21 protein-coding genes are annotated in these 15,684 nt (G+C 62.0%); 16 read left to right on the forward strand and 5 right to left on the reverse strand.

Going from position 1 to position 15,684, the window contains the following annotated elements; genetic code table 11:
* Window positions 1-370: 370 nt before the first annotated feature.
* The 3 genes from spt to G7A66_RS11400 all read right to left on the reverse strand — a co-directional run bounded on the left by spt (window position 371) and on the right by G7A66_RS11400 (window position 2,388).
* Window positions 371-1,624 (reverse strand): serine palmitoyltransferase, encoded by a 1,254-nt coding sequence (gene spt / locus G7A66_RS11390; protein ID WP_174295768.1) that lies wholly within the window; start codon window positions 1,622-1,624, stop codon window positions 371-373.
* Window positions 1,621-1,869, reverse strand: coding sequence for an acyl carrier protein (locus tag G7A66_RS11395; protein WP_174296024.1), 249 nt, complete (start codon window positions 1,867-1,869; stop codon window positions 1,621-1,623). Before G7A66_RS11395 ends, spt begins: the two co-directional genes overlap by 4 nt.
* A gap of 111 nt (window positions 1,870-1,980) precedes the next feature.
* Window positions 1,981-2,388, reverse strand: coding sequence for a response regulator (locus G7A66_RS11400; protein ID WP_174295769.1), 408 nt, complete (start codon window positions 2,386-2,388; stop codon window positions 1,981-1,983).
* Window positions 2,389-2,494: 106 nt separating this feature from the next.
* Here G7A66_RS11400 and G7A66_RS11405 point away from each other — a divergent pair, with 106 nt between their 5' ends.
* From G7A66_RS11405 to G7A66_RS11425, 5 genes are read left to right on the forward strand one after another with little or no spacing between them, the layout of a single operon-like run.
* Entirely contained in the window at window positions 2,495-2,770 is a 276-nt protein-coding gene (locus G7A66_RS11405; RefSeq protein ID WP_174295770.1) for a DUF3572 domain-containing protein, read from the forward strand.
* Window positions 2,767-3,456 carry an HAD family hydrolase gene (locus tag G7A66_RS11410; protein WP_174295771.1) on the forward strand — a complete coding sequence of 230 codons (690 nt, stop codon included), beginning with the start codon at window positions 2,767-2,769 and terminating at the stop codon, window positions 3,454-3,456. The genes G7A66_RS11405 and G7A66_RS11410 overlap by 4 nt, the downstream gene beginning before the upstream one ends.
* Complete coding sequence (locus G7A66_RS11415; protein WP_174295772.1) at window positions 3,453-3,914, forward strand: RidA family protein; 462 nt, start codon at window positions 3,453-3,455, stop codon at window positions 3,912-3,914. The genes G7A66_RS11410 and G7A66_RS11415 overlap by 4 nt, the downstream gene beginning before the upstream one ends.
* A complete protein-coding gene (locus G7A66_RS11420) occupies window positions 3,886-4,692 on the forward strand; it encodes a glycerophosphodiester phosphodiesterase family protein (protein WP_174295773.1) in 807 nt (268 codons plus the stop codon). Before G7A66_RS11415 ends, G7A66_RS11420 begins: the two co-directional genes overlap by 29 nt.
* Window positions 4,689-5,825, forward strand: a complete 1,137-nt coding sequence (locus tag G7A66_RS11425; RefSeq protein ID WP_174295774.1) for a GNAT family N-acetyltransferase — start codon at window positions 4,689-4,691, stop codon at window positions 5,823-5,825. Before G7A66_RS11420 ends, G7A66_RS11425 begins: the two co-directional genes overlap by 4 nt.
* A 9-nt stretch (window positions 5,826-5,834) precedes the next feature.
* Here G7A66_RS11425 and G7A66_RS11430 read toward each other — a convergent pair whose 3' ends face one another.
* Window positions 5,835-6,164 carry an SEL1-like repeat protein gene (locus G7A66_RS11430; RefSeq protein ID WP_174295775.1) on the reverse strand — a complete coding sequence of 110 codons (330 nt, stop codon included), beginning with the start codon at window positions 6,162-6,164 and terminating at the stop codon, window positions 5,835-5,837.
* Between the two features lie 319 nt (window positions 6,165-6,483).
* On the opposite strand from G7A66_RS11430, the gene dksA reads away from it, so the two are divergent.
* The 7 genes from dksA (at window position 6,484) to kynU (ending at window position 12,257) form a co-directional block, all read left to right on the forward strand.
* Complete coding sequence (dksA, locus tag G7A66_RS11435; RefSeq protein ID WP_174295776.1) at window positions 6,484-6,939, forward strand: RNA polymerase-binding protein DksA; 456 nt, start codon at window positions 6,484-6,486, stop codon at window positions 6,937-6,939.
* Window positions 6,940-7,092: 153 nt separating this feature from the next.
* Window positions 7,093-7,473, forward strand: coding sequence for a PilZ domain-containing protein (locus tag G7A66_RS11440; RefSeq protein WP_174295777.1), 381 nt, complete (start codon window positions 7,093-7,095; stop codon window positions 7,471-7,473).
* A 137-nt stretch (window positions 7,474-7,610) separates the two neighbouring features.
* Entirely contained in the window at window positions 7,611-9,056 is a 1,446-nt protein-coding gene (locus tag G7A66_RS11445; RefSeq protein ID WP_232366825.1) for an ABC transporter substrate-binding protein, read from the forward strand.
* A gap of 35 nt (window positions 9,057-9,091) precedes the next feature.
* Window positions 9,092-9,565 (forward strand): DUF4112 domain-containing protein, encoded by a 474-nt coding sequence (locus G7A66_RS11450; protein ID WP_174295779.1) that lies wholly within the window; start codon window positions 9,092-9,094, stop codon window positions 9,563-9,565.
* 12 nt (window positions 9,566-9,577) lie between these two features.
* Window positions 9,578-10,369 (forward strand): tryptophan 2,3-dioxygenase, encoded by a 792-nt coding sequence (locus tag G7A66_RS11455; protein WP_174295780.1) that lies wholly within the window; start codon window positions 9,578-9,580, stop codon window positions 10,367-10,369.
* Window positions 10,366-11,007: an arylformamidase gene (kynB, locus tag G7A66_RS11460; RefSeq protein ID WP_174295781.1), complete on the forward strand. Its 642-nt coding sequence runs from the start codon at window positions 10,366-10,368 to the stop codon at window positions 11,005-11,007. The genes G7A66_RS11455 and kynB overlap by 4 nt, the downstream gene beginning before the upstream one ends.
* A 2-nt stretch (window positions 11,008-11,009) precedes the next feature.
* Window positions 11,010-12,257, forward strand: a complete 1,248-nt coding sequence (gene kynU, locus G7A66_RS11465; protein ID WP_408609267.1) for a kynureninase — start codon at window positions 11,010-11,012, stop codon at window positions 12,255-12,257.
* A 7-nt stretch (window positions 12,258-12,264) separates the two neighbouring features.
* Here the strand turns inward: kynU and G7A66_RS11470 are convergent, their stop codons facing one another.
* Window positions 12,265-12,852 carry an HNH endonuclease gene (locus tag G7A66_RS11470; RefSeq protein ID WP_332310559.1) on the reverse strand — a complete coding sequence of 196 codons (588 nt, stop codon included), beginning with the start codon at window positions 12,850-12,852 and terminating at the stop codon, window positions 12,265-12,267.
* A gap of 111 nt (window positions 12,853-12,963) precedes the next feature.
* Between G7A66_RS11470 and gluQRS the strand changes: the two genes are divergently transcribed.
* From gluQRS to G7A66_RS11490, 4 genes are all read left to right on the forward strand, one after another.
* On the forward strand, window positions 12,964-13,848 hold the full coding sequence (gene gluQRS / locus G7A66_RS11475; protein ID WP_332310546.1) for a tRNA glutamyl-Q(34) synthetase GluQRS: 885 nt from the start codon (window positions 12,964-12,966) through the stop codon (window positions 13,846-13,848).
* A gap of 33 nt (window positions 13,849-13,881) precedes the next feature.
* Entirely contained in the window at window positions 13,882-14,112 is a 231-nt protein-coding gene (locus tag G7A66_RS11480; protein ID WP_174295784.1) for an HIG1 domain-containing protein, read from the forward strand.
* Between the two features lie 12 nt (window positions 14,113-14,124).
* Window positions 14,125-14,703, forward strand: coding sequence for a cob(I)yrinic acid a,c-diamide adenosyltransferase (locus G7A66_RS11485; protein WP_174295785.1), 579 nt, complete (start codon window positions 14,125-14,127; stop codon window positions 14,701-14,703).
* Between the two features lie 93 nt (window positions 14,704-14,796).
* Window positions 14,797-15,666 carry a 3-hydroxybutyryl-CoA dehydrogenase gene (locus G7A66_RS11490; protein ID WP_174296026.1) on the forward strand — a complete coding sequence of 290 codons (870 nt, stop codon included), beginning with the start codon at window positions 14,797-14,799 and terminating at the stop codon, window positions 15,664-15,666.
* Window positions 15,667-15,684 lie beyond the last annotated feature (18 nt).

Consider the following 15,684-nt stretch of genomic DNA (forward strand, 5'->3'; position numbering starts at 1 on the left):
TTTATCCTACACAGACAGAAGCAGCAGACGACACGATGGTTCCAAGCGCCGAAAGGCAAATTTATGTTAGAAAAGAGCTTCCTTATAGAAGAAGCTCTCAGCAAAAGAGTTAAAGCCGAAGATCTTCGAACGGCTGTTTCATAGTACAGTACAGATATAGCGATCTGCGCCTGTTCTGTATACGAAATAAGGGCTGCAGCTTGATAATTTTAGTTGAGAGCGCAGCTTATGCTTTCATCGTTCTTCATTGATCCGCAATCACAGCCGCTCTCACGCCGTAATATTCGAGTGAACCGTGCATGAACGCAAATCGTTTGCGCAGATTTTGCCGACCTGTCGTGTCTTGTTGCTTTCCGCTACGGAAAGCGTTTCAGATGATCCCGACGGTCTTCCCGGCCCGCTCGAACATGCCGAGGATCGTCTCCACCTCTTCATCGCTATGCTCTGCACAAAGCGAACAGCGCAGCAGCGTCATGTTCGCAGGGGTTGCCGGGGGCCGCGCCAAATTCACGTAGAGCCCCTCATGCAGCAATGCCTGCCACATGGCGGCACCCTTCTCGAGATCCGGCATGATGACCGCGACGATCGCACTCTGGGCCTCACCCGTGCCGAGTTCGAACCCGAGTGCTTTCAGCCCGCCATGCAGTCGGCGCGAGTTCTTCCACAGGTGTGCCCGCTTTTCCGCGCCGGCCATCAGCTTGCGGATGCTGGCCGACGCAGTCGCCACGACTGAAGGCGGCAGGCTGGCAGTGAAGACATAGGGGCGGCAGACCAGCCGCATGATCTCGAACTTCGGGTGATTGGAAACGCAGAAACCGCCGACCGTGCCGACGCTCTTCGAAAAAGTGCCGATGATGAAATCGACATCGTCCATGACGCCGGCATCCTCGGCAACACCGCGTCCGTTCTCGCCGATGAAGCCCATGGAATGGGCCTCGTCCACCAGGACCATCGCGCCGTGCTTCTTGGCGACGGCGACCATCTCCTTGAGCGGAGCGATGTCGCCCAGCATGGAATAGACGCCTTCCAGGATCACCAGCTTGCCCGCGCCTTCGGGGATGCGCTTGAGGCGCTTTTCCATGGCATCGATATCGTTGTGCCTGAAGGGCACCACCTCGGCATTGCCGAGCGCGCAGCCATCCCAGATGCTGGCATGGCTGTCGATGTCGAGGATGATGTAATCGCCCTTGCCAGCGATGGTGGAGATGATCCCCAGATTGGCCTGATATCCGGTGGAGAACACCATGGCATGATCCATGCCGTAGAATTCGCGCAGCGCGTCCTCGCACTCGCGGTGGCCCTGATAGGTGCCGTTCAGAACGCGGCTGCCGGTAGTGCCGGTGCCGAAATCGGCGAGCGCCTGCTTGCCCGCCGCGATGACGTCGGGGTCGAAAGTCATGCCCATGTAATTATAGGTGCCGAGCAGGATCGTCTCGCGTCCGTTGCAGATCGCGCGGGTGGGCGAAAGCACCTGCTCCATGACCAGGCTGAAGGGGTCCTCCTGCCCGGCCTTCAGCAGGCCTTCGCGCATGGCGATCAGCCCGTCGAACTTGGCGAACAGGTCGCCTGCAGGTGCAGCCTCGATAACCGGCGGCTGGTCCGCCTGCATTACGCCTTCGCTCATGCGTCGTCCTTCCGCATGGCATGGACGGCATCGACCAGCTGGCCGTAAGTCTCGATTTCCGCCTGCTGGTTCATGCTGATGATGATGTCGAATTCATCTTCGATAGCGGCCACGAAGTCCATGACGGTCAGGCTGTCGAACTCCAGATCCCTGGCGAAGCTGGTGTCGTCGGCAACCGCGATCCCTTTCTTGTTGAAGGGTTCGAGCTGTTCGCGAATGCGACGGTCTGTTTCGGCACGGTCCATCGAAAATTCCAATCTATCCTTGGGCGGCGAGCGGTTTGCTCGTCCATGTCTTGCAGGTCTGGAAAGAGGGCAAGGCAGCGGATTGTCAAGTCCTGCACCCGCCCGCGCGGCTCAGCCGGTGGCAGGAAGCAGCCGCCTCACCGCAGCCATGAATGGCCCGATCGAAACGGGTTTGGACAGATAATCCTGTGCTCCGGCGGCGCGGATCCGGTCTTCGTCACCCTTTCCCGCATAAGCGGTGACGGCCAGAACCGGAGTATCGGAAAGCGCCGTATCGGATTTGAGCGCCGTGATCAGGTCGATGCCGGAAATGCCCGGCAATTGGATGTCCATGATCGTCAGGTCGGGTGCGAAACGGCGTGCTGCGCTCAGCACCTCGCCGCCATCTGCAACCGGTTCGACAGCGTATCCGCCGGCGCGCAAGACGTCGCAGAACAGCTTTCTGTTCAGATCATTATCTTCGACTACGAGAATACGCTGGCTGTTATCTGCGGCGGTGTTTCCTGCGGATTTGTCCATTCTTGCCCCTTTACCCTTGCGGCTGCATACACGAAACCCGAAATGAATGGCCCCATGATCGCTGCAACCGCCGATCCCCTCAACTACGTAGCACCAAGGCAGGCAGATGTCCGACCCGAATGCACATGACCGCAAGGATCCCGAAGCGCTGGCATTGTCGGCGCTGGGGTGGATCCTGAGCGATCCCGATCGGGCAGAACGGCTGCTGACGCTGACCGGCCTCACCCCGCAGGTTTTGCGCGACGGCCTCGGCAGCAGGGACGTGCAGGCCGCCGTGCTCGAATTTCTCGCCAATCACGAACCCGATCTCGTGCTCGCAGCGGATGCGCTGAACGTCACGCCGCAGGATCTGGTCGCAGCCCATGAAGGACTGATCCGATGAATGCTCCGAGCAATGCCGATATTTCCGCAGCGGGCTTGCCCAATCGCCCGCTGGTCATTTCCGATTGCGACGAGGTGCTGCTGAGAATGGTGAGCCATTTCGCCGACTGGCTGGGTGAAGAGCAGGGCGTTCACTTCAAACTGGAAGGCAACAGCTTTGCAGAAGCGATGCGTTGGCAGGAAAGCGGAGATCTTGTGCCCGAGCGCGACATCTGGCGACTGCTGGGCAAGTTCTTCGACACGGAAATGGACCGGCAGGATCCTGTCGACGGGGCTATCCCCGCCCTGAACCGGCTGGCCGAACATGCAGACGTGGTCATTCTGACGAACCTTACCGATGACCGGCAGGAAAGCCGCACCCGGCAAATCGCCACTGCGGGGCTGAACGCGCGGGTTTTCACCAACCAGGGTCCGAAAGGTCCTGCAATTCAGGCGATCCTTGAGGAGTACCGGCCCATCAAGGCCGTTTTCATCGACGATCTGGCGCAGCATCACCGCTCGGCATCGGATGTCGTCCCGCATGTCACGCGCCTGCATCTCTGTGCGGAGCCGAGGCTCGCTCCGCATATCGACTGCGCGCATGCGGCCGGCCATGCCCATGCCCGTATCGACAATTGGAACGACGCGCTGCCCTGGCTGCTCGATTGGCTGGACAGCGACATACAGCAAGAGGAACTATCCGCATGAGCATTGATCAACGCCTTCAGGCCCTTGGCATCGATTTGCCCGAAGCGGCAGCGCCCGTCGCCAGCTACAAGCCGGTGGTGGTGCATGGCGGGCTGGCTTACGTTTCGGGCCAGCTTCCCTTCATCGACGGCAAGCTCGTGACGGGCCGATTGGGTGAGGACGTGTCCCTTGATGATGGTACAGCCGCGGCGCGCGCCTGCGGGATCATGATCCTAGCGCAGCTGAAGAACGCGCTGGGATCGCTCGACAAGGTGGAAAGCATCCTGAAACTGGGCGCTTTCGTCAGTTCGGCTGGCGACTTCAAGGATCAGCCCAAGGTGGCGAATGGAGCGTCCGACCTGATGTTCGAAATTTTCGGCGAAGCTGGCCGCCATGCCCGCAGCGCCGTCGGTGTGCCGGTGCTTCCGCTGGGCGTGCCGGTCGAAGTGGATGCGATCGTTGCCATCCGGCAGGACTGATAGAGACCCGAACAGGACAGGCTGGCTGACCGGCCACGTCTATGCTCATCGCGGGCTGCATGGCACGATGGCCGGCGGCAGAGTGCTGGTGGAAAACTCGCTATCTGCGTTTGAAGCAGCTGCCGAGCGCGGCTTGGGCGTGGAATGCGACGTCCAGCGCAGCGCCGACGATCAGGCGGTGGTGTTTCACGATTGGGAACTGGACCGTCTGACCGGCGAATGTGGGCCGGTCGCGAAGCGCAGTGCATCGGAACTTGCATCAATTCCTCTCACCGGCGGCAATGATGCAATCGCTCCTCTGGGCGAGGTGCTGAGGCAAATTGCAGGTCGGGTGCCGGTGCTGGTAGAGATCAAGTCACGCGCAAATCTGCCGCACGGCCCGATCTGTCACTCGGTCAGCCGCGCGATCGTCAGTTCGCCGTCCAGCAACATCGCGGTCATGAGCTTTGATCCGAGAGTAGGCGCATGGTTCGCCCGCTTCGCCCCCGGTATCCCGCGCGGTCTGGTCGTGACCGAAGAAGGTGAGCGGGGCTGGCAAGGGCGGCTGAAAAGATCGCTCGCCATGCGACATGCCCGCCCCGACTTCCTGGCCGTGGACATTCGCGACCTGCCGTCTGCATTTGCCGCCCGGCACAGGGCGGCTGGTATGCCGATACTCAGCTGGACAGTTCGCTCGCCCGAATTGCGTGAACGTGCCGCGCTCCATGCCGACGCGCCCATCGCGGAAGGCACCGGCCTGTTGCCTTCCGAAGGATTGATGGCCGGAGCGCAATCGTGAGCGAAGGCGATCTCGTTGCGCGCATCGCAGGCTCAGTCGGAGAAGTGGATCGCACCGCTTGGGATTCAGTGGCCGGGACAGGCAACCCGTTCATGTCGCACGCATTCCTCACCGCAATGGAAGATTCCGGCAGCGTCGGTCCTCATACCGGCTGGCAACCGGCACCGATCCTGCTCGAAGATGCGAGGGGGAGGCTGCTTGGCGCCCTGCCGGCCTATGCCAAGGCGCATAGCCAGGGCGAATATGTCTTCGATCATGCCTGGGCCGATGCCTATCAGCGGGCCGGTGGGCGCTATTATCCCAAGCTGCAGATTGCCGCTCCGTTCACTCCTGCCACCGGCCCGCGCATTCTGGTCGCGGATGACAAGTTCGCCTTGCCGTTGCTGCGCGCGGCAGAGCAGGTGGTGACACGCAACGGCTTCTCCTCCGCCCATGCGACCTTCATCGAACCCTCCCGCCGTTCGGCCTTCGCCGACGCAGGCTGGCTGCTGCGCAACGACATCCAGTTTCATTGGGAAAACCGCGGCTACGACAGCTTTGACGATTTTCTTGGCGCCCTTTCGTCGCGGAAGCGCAAGGATTTGCGCAAGGAACGTGCGGCTGCACAAGCCGGCCTGGCGATCCGCCGTCTTTCAGGGGATGACATACAAGAAGCGGATTGGGATGCGTTCTGGGTGTTCTACCAGGATACCGGCGCGCGAAAATGGGGCACGCCCTATCTGACGCGTGAAGCTTTCACTTTACTGGGTGAACGCATGGGCGATGCGCTGATGCTGGTCATGGCCTATCAGGATGGCGAACCAGTCGCGGGTGCGCTGAACTTCATCGGCGGCACGGCGGTTTACGGTCGTTACTGGGGCTGCACGCAGGATATCCGCTTCCTGCATTTCGAACTGTGTTACTATCAGGCCATCGACGCCGCAATCGAACGCGGCCTGCAGCGTGTAGAGGCTGGCGCTCAGGGCGGGCACAAGCTGGCGCGCGGATATGAACCCGTGCAGACATGGTCGGCCCACTTCATTGCCGACCCGGGCTTTCGCGCTGCGGTGGACGATTATCTGGCGCAGGAGCGTGAAGGCGTGGCTGTGGACAGCCTCATGCTCAGTGACAGGACGCCGTTCCGCAAGGGATGATCGGTCTGTTCAGGCCACTTTGCGCAGGTCTGCGGCAAGCCATTCTCGCGCCCGGCGCTGTGCTTCGGCAATTTCACGAGCCGTCATCTCGTCGGCGACATCTGCCCGGCAGCAGCTTGCCTCCTCATGCCCCTTCGACGCGGCAAGATTGAACCATTTATGCGCCTCGATCATGTCGCCCGTAAGTCCGTGGCTGCCGGTCGAATAGGCAACGCCCAGATCGAACAGGGCATCATTGTCGCCGCGCGAAGCGGCAGCAAGGCAGCGTCCCAGAAACGCTTCAGTACCTGTTCCCGGCGTAGTCAGAATTTTATTTTGTTTCGTACTTACCAGTCTCATCGCATTCCCCCCAGTTTCGCCGGCAAGTTCCCCCCTCCCGGCAATTCCGAATGTCGGCCTTCATGGTAAACAAAAGGTAAACCACTCCAAAAATTGTGAATGGCTGAAAAACCTGTCGTTTGGCTGAAAGTCATAGCGCTGCGATTATGTTGCCTTTCCGCTACAAAAAGCGGGGAACACAGCGGAACAGGCCACTTGTTTCGGCCGATGCGCGCGCTTATAGGGCCGCCGACAAGGTCGCGCATATCGTCGGAAAAATTCGGGAATGTGGGGCGGCCGCAATCAGGGCCGTCCGATCGCAGGGAAGAGGATTGGTCGCATGGCATCATCGGCGTTCGAATTGAACGATCTCGAACAGGCGAAACGCGCTGTTCCCGACGAATATTTTCCGCGTGAGGACGAGCCTTACATGAACGAGCGGCAGATGCGGTTCTTCCGCGCGCTGCTGGAGGAATGGAAGCGCTCCATTCGCGACTCGGCCACGGCGACGTTGCAGAACCTGCAGGACGGGCCGATCAGGGAAGCCGATGCCAACGACCGTGCCAGCAGCGAAGCCGATTGGGGCCTGGAACTGCGCACGCGTGACCGGCAGCGCAAACTGACCGCGAAGATCGACGCCGCCCTGCGCCGTATCGACGAAGGCGATTATGGCTATTGCGAACAGACGGGCGACCCCATAGGCATCAAGCGCCTGCTGGCTCGCCCCGTCGCCACCTTGACGGTCGAGGCGCAGGAAGCGCATGAGCGGCGCGAAAAGATCAGCCGCGACGATTGAAGAACTTCCGCCCGGTGCCCTGAAAACCTTGTAGTGCGCGAAGAACGAACTTAAACTTATCTTAGATATTTAGATCGATAAGGTGCGTTCCGAGCCTGCATCATCGCGCACGGATCTAAGCGTGGCCAGATTACGAAAGGGTGCCTGAGCGCAATGTCCGCCGTCGACACACGTAATATTCCGCGCGACAGCCTGTTCCTGATGGCCGACATACGTGTGGAAGGGCAGAGCGAGGCGGAACGCGTGAAGGTACGCAATCTGTCGGCGGGCGGCATGATGGCGGATGGCGCGGTCGGTGTGGTTCGCGGCTCACGCATTTCGGTCAACCTGAGGGGGATCGGCTGGGTCGATGGCGCGGTGGCCTGGGTTCAGGACCACCGGTTCGGTATCGCCTTCAGCAAGGAAATCGACCCCAAATTGGCGCGCGCTCCGGTTACCCTAAACAAGGGCTCGTCGACGCCGCGCTATGTGCGCTCCGAAGCGCTGCACCCCGACCCGACCGCAGATCGGCACGGGAGTTTGCGAAAAATCTGATCCATAGCCTGCGAAGAGCGCATCTTCCGCTGACCATTGGCAGGCAATATGTTAGGCAGTTCGCAATGCTTGCGACCGTGCTGTCCCTCTTGCCATCATTTCGCCAAAGCGCCTCCAGGTTCGCGGCGATGCTGTGCATGCTGTCCGCTGCGATGCTCCTGTCCGCCTGCGGTCAGGGTAACGAGGACGGTCCGGTCGAAATCGCTTTCATCGGCAATCCGGCAACGCTGGTGCAAAGCGGCATGCGCCTGTCGCCCGCAGCGCAGCAGATCCGTGCCGCGACCGCGCAGGGCCTCGTCGCTATCGATGCCAATGGCGAGATCGTGCCAGCTCTGGCGGAACGCTGGATCGTTGCCGATGACGGGCTGAGCTACATCTTCCGTCTGCGTGATGTCGACTGGCCGGACGGTTCGCGCCTGACTGCGGCATCCGTCCGCAGGTCCCTGATGCGCGACATCGACGCTCTCGAAGGCACGTCCCTCGGCCTCGACCTTGCCAAGATCGACGAGATCCGCGCGATGACCGGCCGCGTGGTGGAAATACGCCTGAGCAGCCCGATGCCGGGATTTCTGCAGCTGCTTGCACAGCCTGAACTCGGGCTTATGCGCGATGGCGAGGGCACCGGCCCGATGAACATCGTCGGCGATGGCGGTTCCGCCTTGCTGACCGTCCTTCCCCCGGAGGAGCGGGGGCTGCCGCAGGCGGAGAACTGGCGCGACGAATACCGGCCCCTGCGCGTGCGTATCCTGGGCCCGAAGAACGCGCTCGATGCATTCCGGCGTGGGGAGATCGACGGCGTATTTTCCGGGCGCATCGCCAGTCTGCCGATGGTCGATACCGGCCCCCTTGCGCGCGGGACGGTGCGTCTCGATGCGCCCCGCGGCCTGTTCGGGCTCCGCTTCACATCGCTCGAAGGCTTTCTCGCCGAACCGGCAGGGCGTGAGGCCCTCTCGATGGCATTGGATCGCGACACACTGCTCGCTCCGTTCAGCATCGGCGGCTGGAGCCCGGCGACCCAGATCGTTCCGCCGGAAATCGCCCGGCGGCCGGATAGCGCCTATCCGGACTGGACGGGGCTGACGCTGGAGCAAAGGCGTGCCAAGGCCGCCGCCCGCGTGTCCGCGTATGAAGCGAGTACGGGCGAGGCCGTGAACCTGCGGCTGAGAATGCCGACCGGTCCGGGTGCCGACATCCTGTTTACGCGGCTGGCTGCCGATTTCGCCGCCATCGGCGTCGATGCCATGCGTGTCGAACCCGGAGAATCCGCCGAATTGAGACTTGTCGACACCGTTACCCGCTATGCCGCTCCCCGCTGGTATCTGAACCAGTTCAACTGCTCGCTCGGCGGCGGAGCCTGTTCCGGCGCGGCCGACACATTGGTGAACGAAGCTCTCGCTGCTGCCGACCCTGCGACGCAGGACATCCTGCTGACGGCGGCGGAGGCCCGTCTGAATGCTGCACAGGTCTTCATACCCTTTGGCCCGCCGATCCGCTGGGCGCTGGTCCGGGCGGATCTTCCGGGTTTTCTCGAAAATGGCTGGAGCCTGCATCCCTTGTTCCCGATGGCGCAGCGTCCCATCTGAAGGCCAGCGGTGCTAATGGCACGGGAAGGATACTCATGGACGAACCCAACAATCCGCGCGACACCGGTTCGCGGCTGCACTCGGGCCGGGACCGGCCACCGCCGCACCAGTTGCATGCGATAGGCATCGATCTTCCCCTCGGGAACGACCCCGCATCGATCCGCCGCCGGATCGAGCAGGTCGAACGTATTCTCGAACGCAGCTTCACCATCCCGGGCACCAGATATCCGGTCGGCTTGGATGCGCTCATCGGCCTGGTGCCCGTGGTGGGCGACCTTATAGCGGCGGCACTGGGCAGCTATATCGTTTGGGAAGCGCGTAATCTGGGCATGCCGAAGTGGAAGCTGTTCCGGATGATGGGCAATCTCGGTGTCGATACCGCAATCGGCGCCATTCCGCTTGTCGGCGATGCCTTCGACCTGGCGTTCCGTTCCAATACGCGGAACCTGCGGATTGTACGTCGCCACCTCGACAAGCATCACCCGGAAACCCGGATCATTGAACAATGAGGGCGGTATTCCATGCCGTCTGACGTGACCTACGCTTCCTATCTGGACCTCGACCGCATTCTTTCCGCGCAGCATCCAGCCTCCGATGCTCATGACGAATTGCTGTTCATCGTGGTGCATCAGGCCAGCGAATTGTGGCTCAAGCTTTGCCTGCACGAATTGCGGGCCGCGCGGCAGGGGATCATCGCCGACGACCTGCGCCCGGCCTTCAAGATGCTGGCACGGGTCGCGCGTGCGCAGAACCAGCTGATCCACAGCTGGGAGGTCCTCTCGACCATGACGCCGCACGACTATTCGCGTGTGCGCCCGTTCCTCGGCACGTCGTCGGGCTTTCAGTCGGCGCAGTACCGGCTGATGGAATTCATGCTCGGCGGCCGCAACCCCGACATGGTCACCATGCACGAGGCCACGCCGGAGGTGGCGGAGGAACTGCGCGCCGAACTGGACCGGCCCAGCCTGTATGATGAAGCGGTGCGGCTGCTTTCGCGTCGAGGCTTTGCCATTCCCAAAAAGGTGCTGAACCGCCCGACTGGGGAAGAATGGCGGGCAAGCGATGCTGTCGAAGCAGCATGGGCCCAGATTTACCGCCGCCCCGAAGACCATTGGGATCTGTACGAACTGGCGGAAAAGCTGGTCGATCTGGAATATCACTTCCAGCGCTGGCGCTTCGGTCACCTCAAGACGGTGGAGCGGATCATCGGTTTCAAGCGAGGCACCGGCGGCACCGCAGGCGTGGGTTATCTTGCCAAGGTTCTCGAACAGACCTTCTTCCCCGAATTGCTGTCGGTAAGGACGGAAATATGAGCAGCTGGAAATCCGAACGGCGCATCCACGACATTTCCCAGACGCTGCGGCCGGGCCTTCCCGTGTGGCCGGGCGATACCGCCTTCGCGCTGGAACGCAGCTGGCGCATGGAGGACGGGTCGCCGGTAAATGTCGCGCGCATGACGATGTCGACCCATTCGGGCACGCATGGCGATGCCCCGCTGCACTATGCTCAGGACGCGGTTGATGCGGCGGGCCTCGAACTCGATCCTTACATAGGGGAATGCCTCGTGGTCGACGCGCGCGGTGCCGGGCCGGAGATCGGGATCGGCGACTTGCCGGAGATCGAAAGCGCCGGCCGTGTTCTGTTCCGCACCTTCGACCAGTTCCCTCATGATGCCTGGCCAGACAGCTTCGCCACGATCGCTCCCGAGGCGATCGACTGGCTTTCGGTGCAAGGCGTGAAGCTGGTCGGACTGGATTCCCCATCGCTCGATCCGCAGGATTCAAAGGAGATGGCAGCCCATTTGGCAGTCCTGAAAGCGGATATGCGTATACTGGAAGGGCTGGTGCTGGACGACGTGGAGCCCGGCCGCTACGAACTGATCGCCCTGCCGCTGAAGATAGGGGGCGGCGATGCTGGCCTCTGCCGCGCAATTCTGCGGAATTTGCCATGAATTTGCGTGATGAAGCCGCCGGGCGTGACGCAGCCGATCCGCTCGCCCGCTACCGCGAAAGGTTTCACCTGCCTGAAGGCGTGATCTACCTCGACGGCAACTCGCTTGGCGCTCTGCCCAAGGCAACGCCGGGCCGCATGGCGCAGGTGATTGGCGAAGAATGGGGCGATGGCCTGATCCGCAGCTGGAACGATGCGGAAAGCGGGGGTGCCGGATGGATATCGCTGTCCCGGCGCGCTGGGGCGAAGATCGCGCCACTGATCGGTGCCGATGCGGGGGAGGTGATCGCCTGCGATTCCACGTCGGTCAATCTGTTCAAGCTTATTGCCGCGGCGCTGGACATGCAGTCGCAGCGGGACGACGACGCTCGGACGGTGATCCTGTCGGAGGCGGGCAATTTCCCGACCGACCTGTACATGATCGCCGGTCTGGAGCGGCAGGGATTGGCAGAGCGCCGGCTGGCCGAACGCGATGGCATCGCGGCGGCACTCTCAGGCGATGTGGCCCTGCTGATGCTGACTCAAGTCCATTACAAGACCGGCGCGATGTACGACATGAAGGCACTGACCGCCGCAGCGCAGAAGGCCGGTGCGCTGGTGCTGTGGGACCTGTCCCACTCGACAGGCGCAGTGCCGGTCGCGCTGAACGACTGCAATGCCGATTTCGCGGTGGGATGCGGCTACAAATATCTGAATGGCGGCCCCGGCGCACCGGCTTTCGCCTTTGCCGCGCGCCGGCATCATGAAAGGCTGGCTCAGCCGCTGACCGGCTGGTTCGGCCACGCGCAGCCCTTCGCCTTTGTCGACGACTATGCGCCTGCACCCGGCATTGACCGGATGCTGGCCGGCACACCACCCGTGCTCGGCCTCAGCGCGCTGGAGGTCGGGGTAGATCTGGTCGCTGAAATCGGCATTGTCCCACTGCGCGAAAAGTCGCTGCAAATGGGAGATTTTTTCCTCACTTGCATGCAGCAGATGAAGCTGCCGCTCCAATTGGTCAGCCCTCCGGATGGGGCAGACCGCGGCAGCCAGCTGTCGTTCCGCCACAAGGAAGCCCATGCAATCAGCCAGGCACTGATCGCGCGCGGCGTGATCGGCGACTTCCGCGATCCCGACATTCTGCGGCTTGGCTTCGCGCCCGCCTATCTGTCGTTTTCAGATCTCTGGCAGGCGGCGGACATCTTGCGGCAGGTTGTCGAGGACAGGGAATGGGACCGCGCCGAATATCGCGAGCGGGCCGCCGTCACCTGACAGGCGATCAGGCTTCCAGTTCAATGTCCCAATAGAGCCAGTCGCGCCACGTCTCGTGCAGAAAGCCCGGCGGAAACCGTTTTCCGCGTTGCTGCAATTGCCAGCTGGTCGGGCGGATGGGGCGCACTTGCGTCATGTGCGCCTGCGCAGGTGTCCGTCCGCCTTTCTTCATGTTGCAGGGCGCACAGGCGGTGACGATGTTCTCCCAGGTCGTTTTCCCGCCCATCCGGCGGGGTATGACATGGTCGAAAGTCAAATGGCTGGTGTCGCCGCAATACTGGCAGGCGAAGCGATCGCGCAGGAACAGGTTGAAACGGGTGAATGCGGGGAATTCGCTTGGCCGCACATATTGGCGCAACGCGATGACGGACGGAATGCGCATGTCGCGCGAGGGCGAATGCACGTTCCGGTCATAGCTGGCGATGATATCCACACGGTCGAGGAACACGGCCTTGATCGCGGTCTGCCACGGCCAGATGCTCAGCGGATAATAGGACAGCGGGGTGTAGTCGGCGTTCAGGACCAGCGCCGGGCAGGACTGCGGACTGCGCGTGGCATCTTCTTCGGCGCTGCGAAAGCGCGCGGCTTTTTCGATCAGATCGGCCTTGAACACGGTCGGCGTTCCCTCCTGATGGTTGTACAGGGACCATTGCCGGAGGAAAACGTCAACCCTGTTACGCCTGCCCCTCCACAGGCATTCCGTTAATTGCGCGGCGTCGCTATCGTCACGAAGATCATGATCGTCTCGCGCTTCGCCCCCAGTCCCAATGGACCGCTGCACCTCGGACACGCCCTTTCGGCCATCGTTGCTCACGATGCGGCGAGGGACGCAAACGGACGGGCGCTCCTGCGCATCGAAGACGTGGATGCAGCACGCGCCCGGCCGGAACTCGTGGCTGAATATCGCGCCGACATGGCATGGCTCGGCCTTGATTTCGACGAGACTGCCCCGCAATCGCTGCGGCTGAACAGCTATGCAGAAGCGGTGGATCGACTGAACACCGATGGCTTGCTCTACCCCTGTCGTTGCAGCCGCGCGGAACAGGCCCATGAAAAGCCTGCCGCAGAAGATCGTCATGCCGACCGGACCACACCCGCGCGGTGCCGCGTTTGCCGGGTCGGGATTGGAGAAGTAAAGGATGACGAAGGCAGCGCTCCTGTTGCCTGGCGATTGGACATCATTGAGGCCATGCGGTGCACCGGTCCCTTGACCTGGAACGATGTGCGGGCCGGCCCGCAGAATGCCCGTCCCGATCTGCTGGGCGATGTCGTCCTGGTGCCGAAGCACGCTGCTGCCGCCTACCACCTTGCCGCCACGCTGGACGATGCCGCTGACGAGATTACTCTGGTGACCCGGGGGCAGGATCTGTTTGCCGCCACGCATATCCACCGCCTGCTGCAGGCGCTGCTCGATTTGCCCGTCCCGCAGTGGCTTCATCATCCGCTGATCCGTGACGAGAGCGGCGAAAAGCTTTCGAAGAGCCGTTTCTCCGCTTCCATGGCCGACAGGCGCCGAAGCGGTGAGGACGGGCGAAAACTGGCGCAGTCCTTGCGCAGCGGGAAGCTGCCTGCAGGGCTTCACCTGTCCTAGCAATCCGCCGATGCTGACCCTATATGGCAGCGCATGAACACTCTGCTCATCATCCTGCTCGTCGTCCTGTGCGGACTAGTCGTCTATTCTCTCGTGCGTGGCGTCATCGCCTTCATGAAAAGCACCAAGATCGACCTTGAAACGGGTGAGGGGCAGGACGCCACCGACATGCAATTGATGCAGAACAAGATGATGTTCAATCGCATCAAATATCAGGCGCTGGCCGTGCTGGTGGTCGCGGTTTTGCTGATGATCAGTAACTGATCCGGACAGTTCGTGGTCAAGCTGAACAAGATTTACACCCGCACGGGTGACGATGGCACCACCGGCCTGGTCGATGGTTCGCGAACGGCGAAGCACGCGTTGCGGATCGAAGCGATTGGCCGAGTGGACGAGGCGAACAGCGCCATCGGCCTTGCTGCCGTTGCGCTGAGGGACGCGCCGCACCATGCTGCATTGGTGCGGATACAGAACGATCTGTTCGACCTCGGCGCCGATCTTGCAACACCTGCGAGCGGCGGGGACGATTTCGCTCCTTCCGAAATGGTGCTGCGGATCGTCCCTGCCCAGACCGACTGGATCGAGCAGGCGATCGACGAATATAACGAACATCTGCAGCCGCTCACCAGCTTCATCCTGCCTGGCGGCAGCGAAGCTGCGGCACGTACGCATGTCGCGCGGGCCAGCACACGTGCGGCAGAGCGGGCGATGACCGAACTGGCGCAAGCCGAAGCGATCAATCCGGCGGCCCTCGCCTATGTCAACCGGCTGTCGGACTTCCTGTTCGTGCTGGCACGGGTGCTGAACGACGATGGTGCTTCGGACGTAAAATGGGTTCCGGGCGGCAGCCGCTGATCTGCACTCTGCATCTGCAACGCAGGCTGGAAATCCCTTTCTTTATGCTCTAGCGCGGCGGTCTATGCTGCATCTGCGAAGGGTATTTCCGTGATCAACAAAGTGGCCGTAATCGGCGCGGGCCAGATGGGTTCGGGTATCGCTCAGACCATTGCACGCTACAGGATGGACGTGCTGCTTTCCGATGTCGATCTCGCGGTTGCGAAAAAGGCGCATGAACGCATCGGCGGGGCACTCGCGCGCATGGTTTCGCGCGGCAAGATCGAGGCGGCGCTGGCCGACAGCGCCCTTGCGAGGATTACCCCCGTCGCCAGTTACGAACCGATGGCCGATGCCGACCTGATTATTGAGGCCGCGACAGAAAAGGAAGGGGTCAAGCGCGCAATTTTTGCAGAGGCGGGCAAGGTGCTCCGCAAGGACGCGATCCTCGCCAGCAACACCAGTTCCATTCCCATCACCCGCATGGCGCAGGCCAGCCCCGATCCCGCCCGCTTCATCGGACTGCATTTCTTCAATCCAGTGCCCGTCATGGGCCTGATCGAGGTCATCCCCGGCCTTGCCACCAGCGAGGAAACGGTGGCGCGGGTGCGCCAATTTGCGGAACGGCTGAACAAGGAAGTGGTCGAGGCGCAGGACCAGCCGGGCTTCGTGGTCAATCGCATCCTGCTGCCGATGCTGAACGAGGCGGTGTTCGTGCTGGGGCAGGGCACCGCCGATGTCGCCGATATCGACAAGGGCTGCCGCATCGGGCTCAATCATCCGATGGGGCCGCTGGAACTGGCCGATTTCGTCGGGCTGGATACCTGTCTCGACATTATCATGGTGCTGTACAACACGACCGGCGACAGCAAGTACCGACCCGCGCCCCTGCTGGTGAAATATGTCGAAGCAGGGTGGCTCGGCCGCAAGAGCGGGCGTGGCTTCTACGACTATTCTGGGGAAGAGCCTGTCCCTACCCGCTGAGGCGGGAACATGGCGCTC

Source organism: Alteripontixanthobacter muriae (genome assembly GCF_013336795.1).
Taxonomy (GTDB): Bacteria; Pseudomonadota; Alphaproteobacteria; order Sphingomonadales; family Sphingomonadaceae; genus Pseudopontixanthobacter; species Pseudopontixanthobacter muriae.

Bases quoted from the DNA above. Each gene is read 5' to 3' on its own strand.
- spt (WP_174295768.1), bottom strand. From the start codon at position 1,624: ATGAGCGAAGGCGTAATGCAGGCGGACCAGCCGCCGGTTATCGAGGCT.
- G7A66_RS11395 (WP_174296024.1), bottom strand. From the start codon at position 1,869: ATGGACCGTGCCGAAACAGACCGTCGCATTCGCGAACAGCTCGAACCC.
- G7A66_RS11400 (WP_174295769.1), bottom strand. From the start codon at position 2,388: ATGGACAAATCCGCAGGAAACACCGCCGCAGATAACAGCCAGCGTATT.
- G7A66_RS11405 (WP_174295770.1), top strand. From the start codon at position 2,495: ATGTCCGACCCGAATGCACATGACCGCAAGGATCCCGAAGCGCTGGCA.
- G7A66_RS11410 (WP_174295771.1), top strand. From the start codon at position 2,767: ATGAATGCTCCGAGCAATGCCGATATTTCCGCAGCGGGCTTGCCCAAT.
- G7A66_RS11415 (WP_174295772.1), top strand. From the start codon at position 3,453: ATGAGCATTGATCAACGCCTTCAGGCCCTTGGCATCGATTTGCCCGAA.
- G7A66_RS11420 (WP_174295773.1), top strand. From the start codon at position 3,886: ATGCGATCGTTGCCATCCGGCAGGACTGATAGAGACCCGAACAGGACA.
- G7A66_RS11430 (WP_174295775.1), bottom strand. From the start codon at position 6,164: ATGAGACTGGTAAGTACGAAACAAAATAAAATTCTGACTACGCCGGGA.
- dksA (WP_174295776.1), top strand. From the start codon at position 6,484: ATGGCATCATCGGCGTTCGAATTGAACGATCTCGAACAGGCGAAACGC.
- G7A66_RS11440 (WP_174295777.1), top strand. From the start codon at position 7,093: ATGTCCGCCGTCGACACACGTAATATTCCGCGCGACAGCCTGTTCCTG.
- G7A66_RS11445 (WP_232366825.1), top strand. From the start codon at position 7,611: ATGCTGTCCGCTGCGATGCTCCTGTCCGCCTGCGGTCAGGGTAACGAG.
- G7A66_RS11450 (WP_174295779.1), top strand. From the start codon at position 9,092: ATGGACGAACCCAACAATCCGCGCGACACCGGTTCGCGGCTGCACTCG.
- G7A66_RS11455 (WP_174295780.1), top strand. From the start codon at position 9,578: ATGCCGTCTGACGTGACCTACGCTTCCTATCTGGACCTCGACCGCATT.
- kynB (WP_174295781.1), top strand. From the start codon at position 10,366: ATGAGCAGCTGGAAATCCGAACGGCGCATCCACGACATTTCCCAGACG.
- G7A66_RS11480 (WP_174295784.1), top strand. From the start codon at position 13,882: ATGAACACTCTGCTCATCATCCTGCTCGTCGTCCTGTGCGGACTAGTC.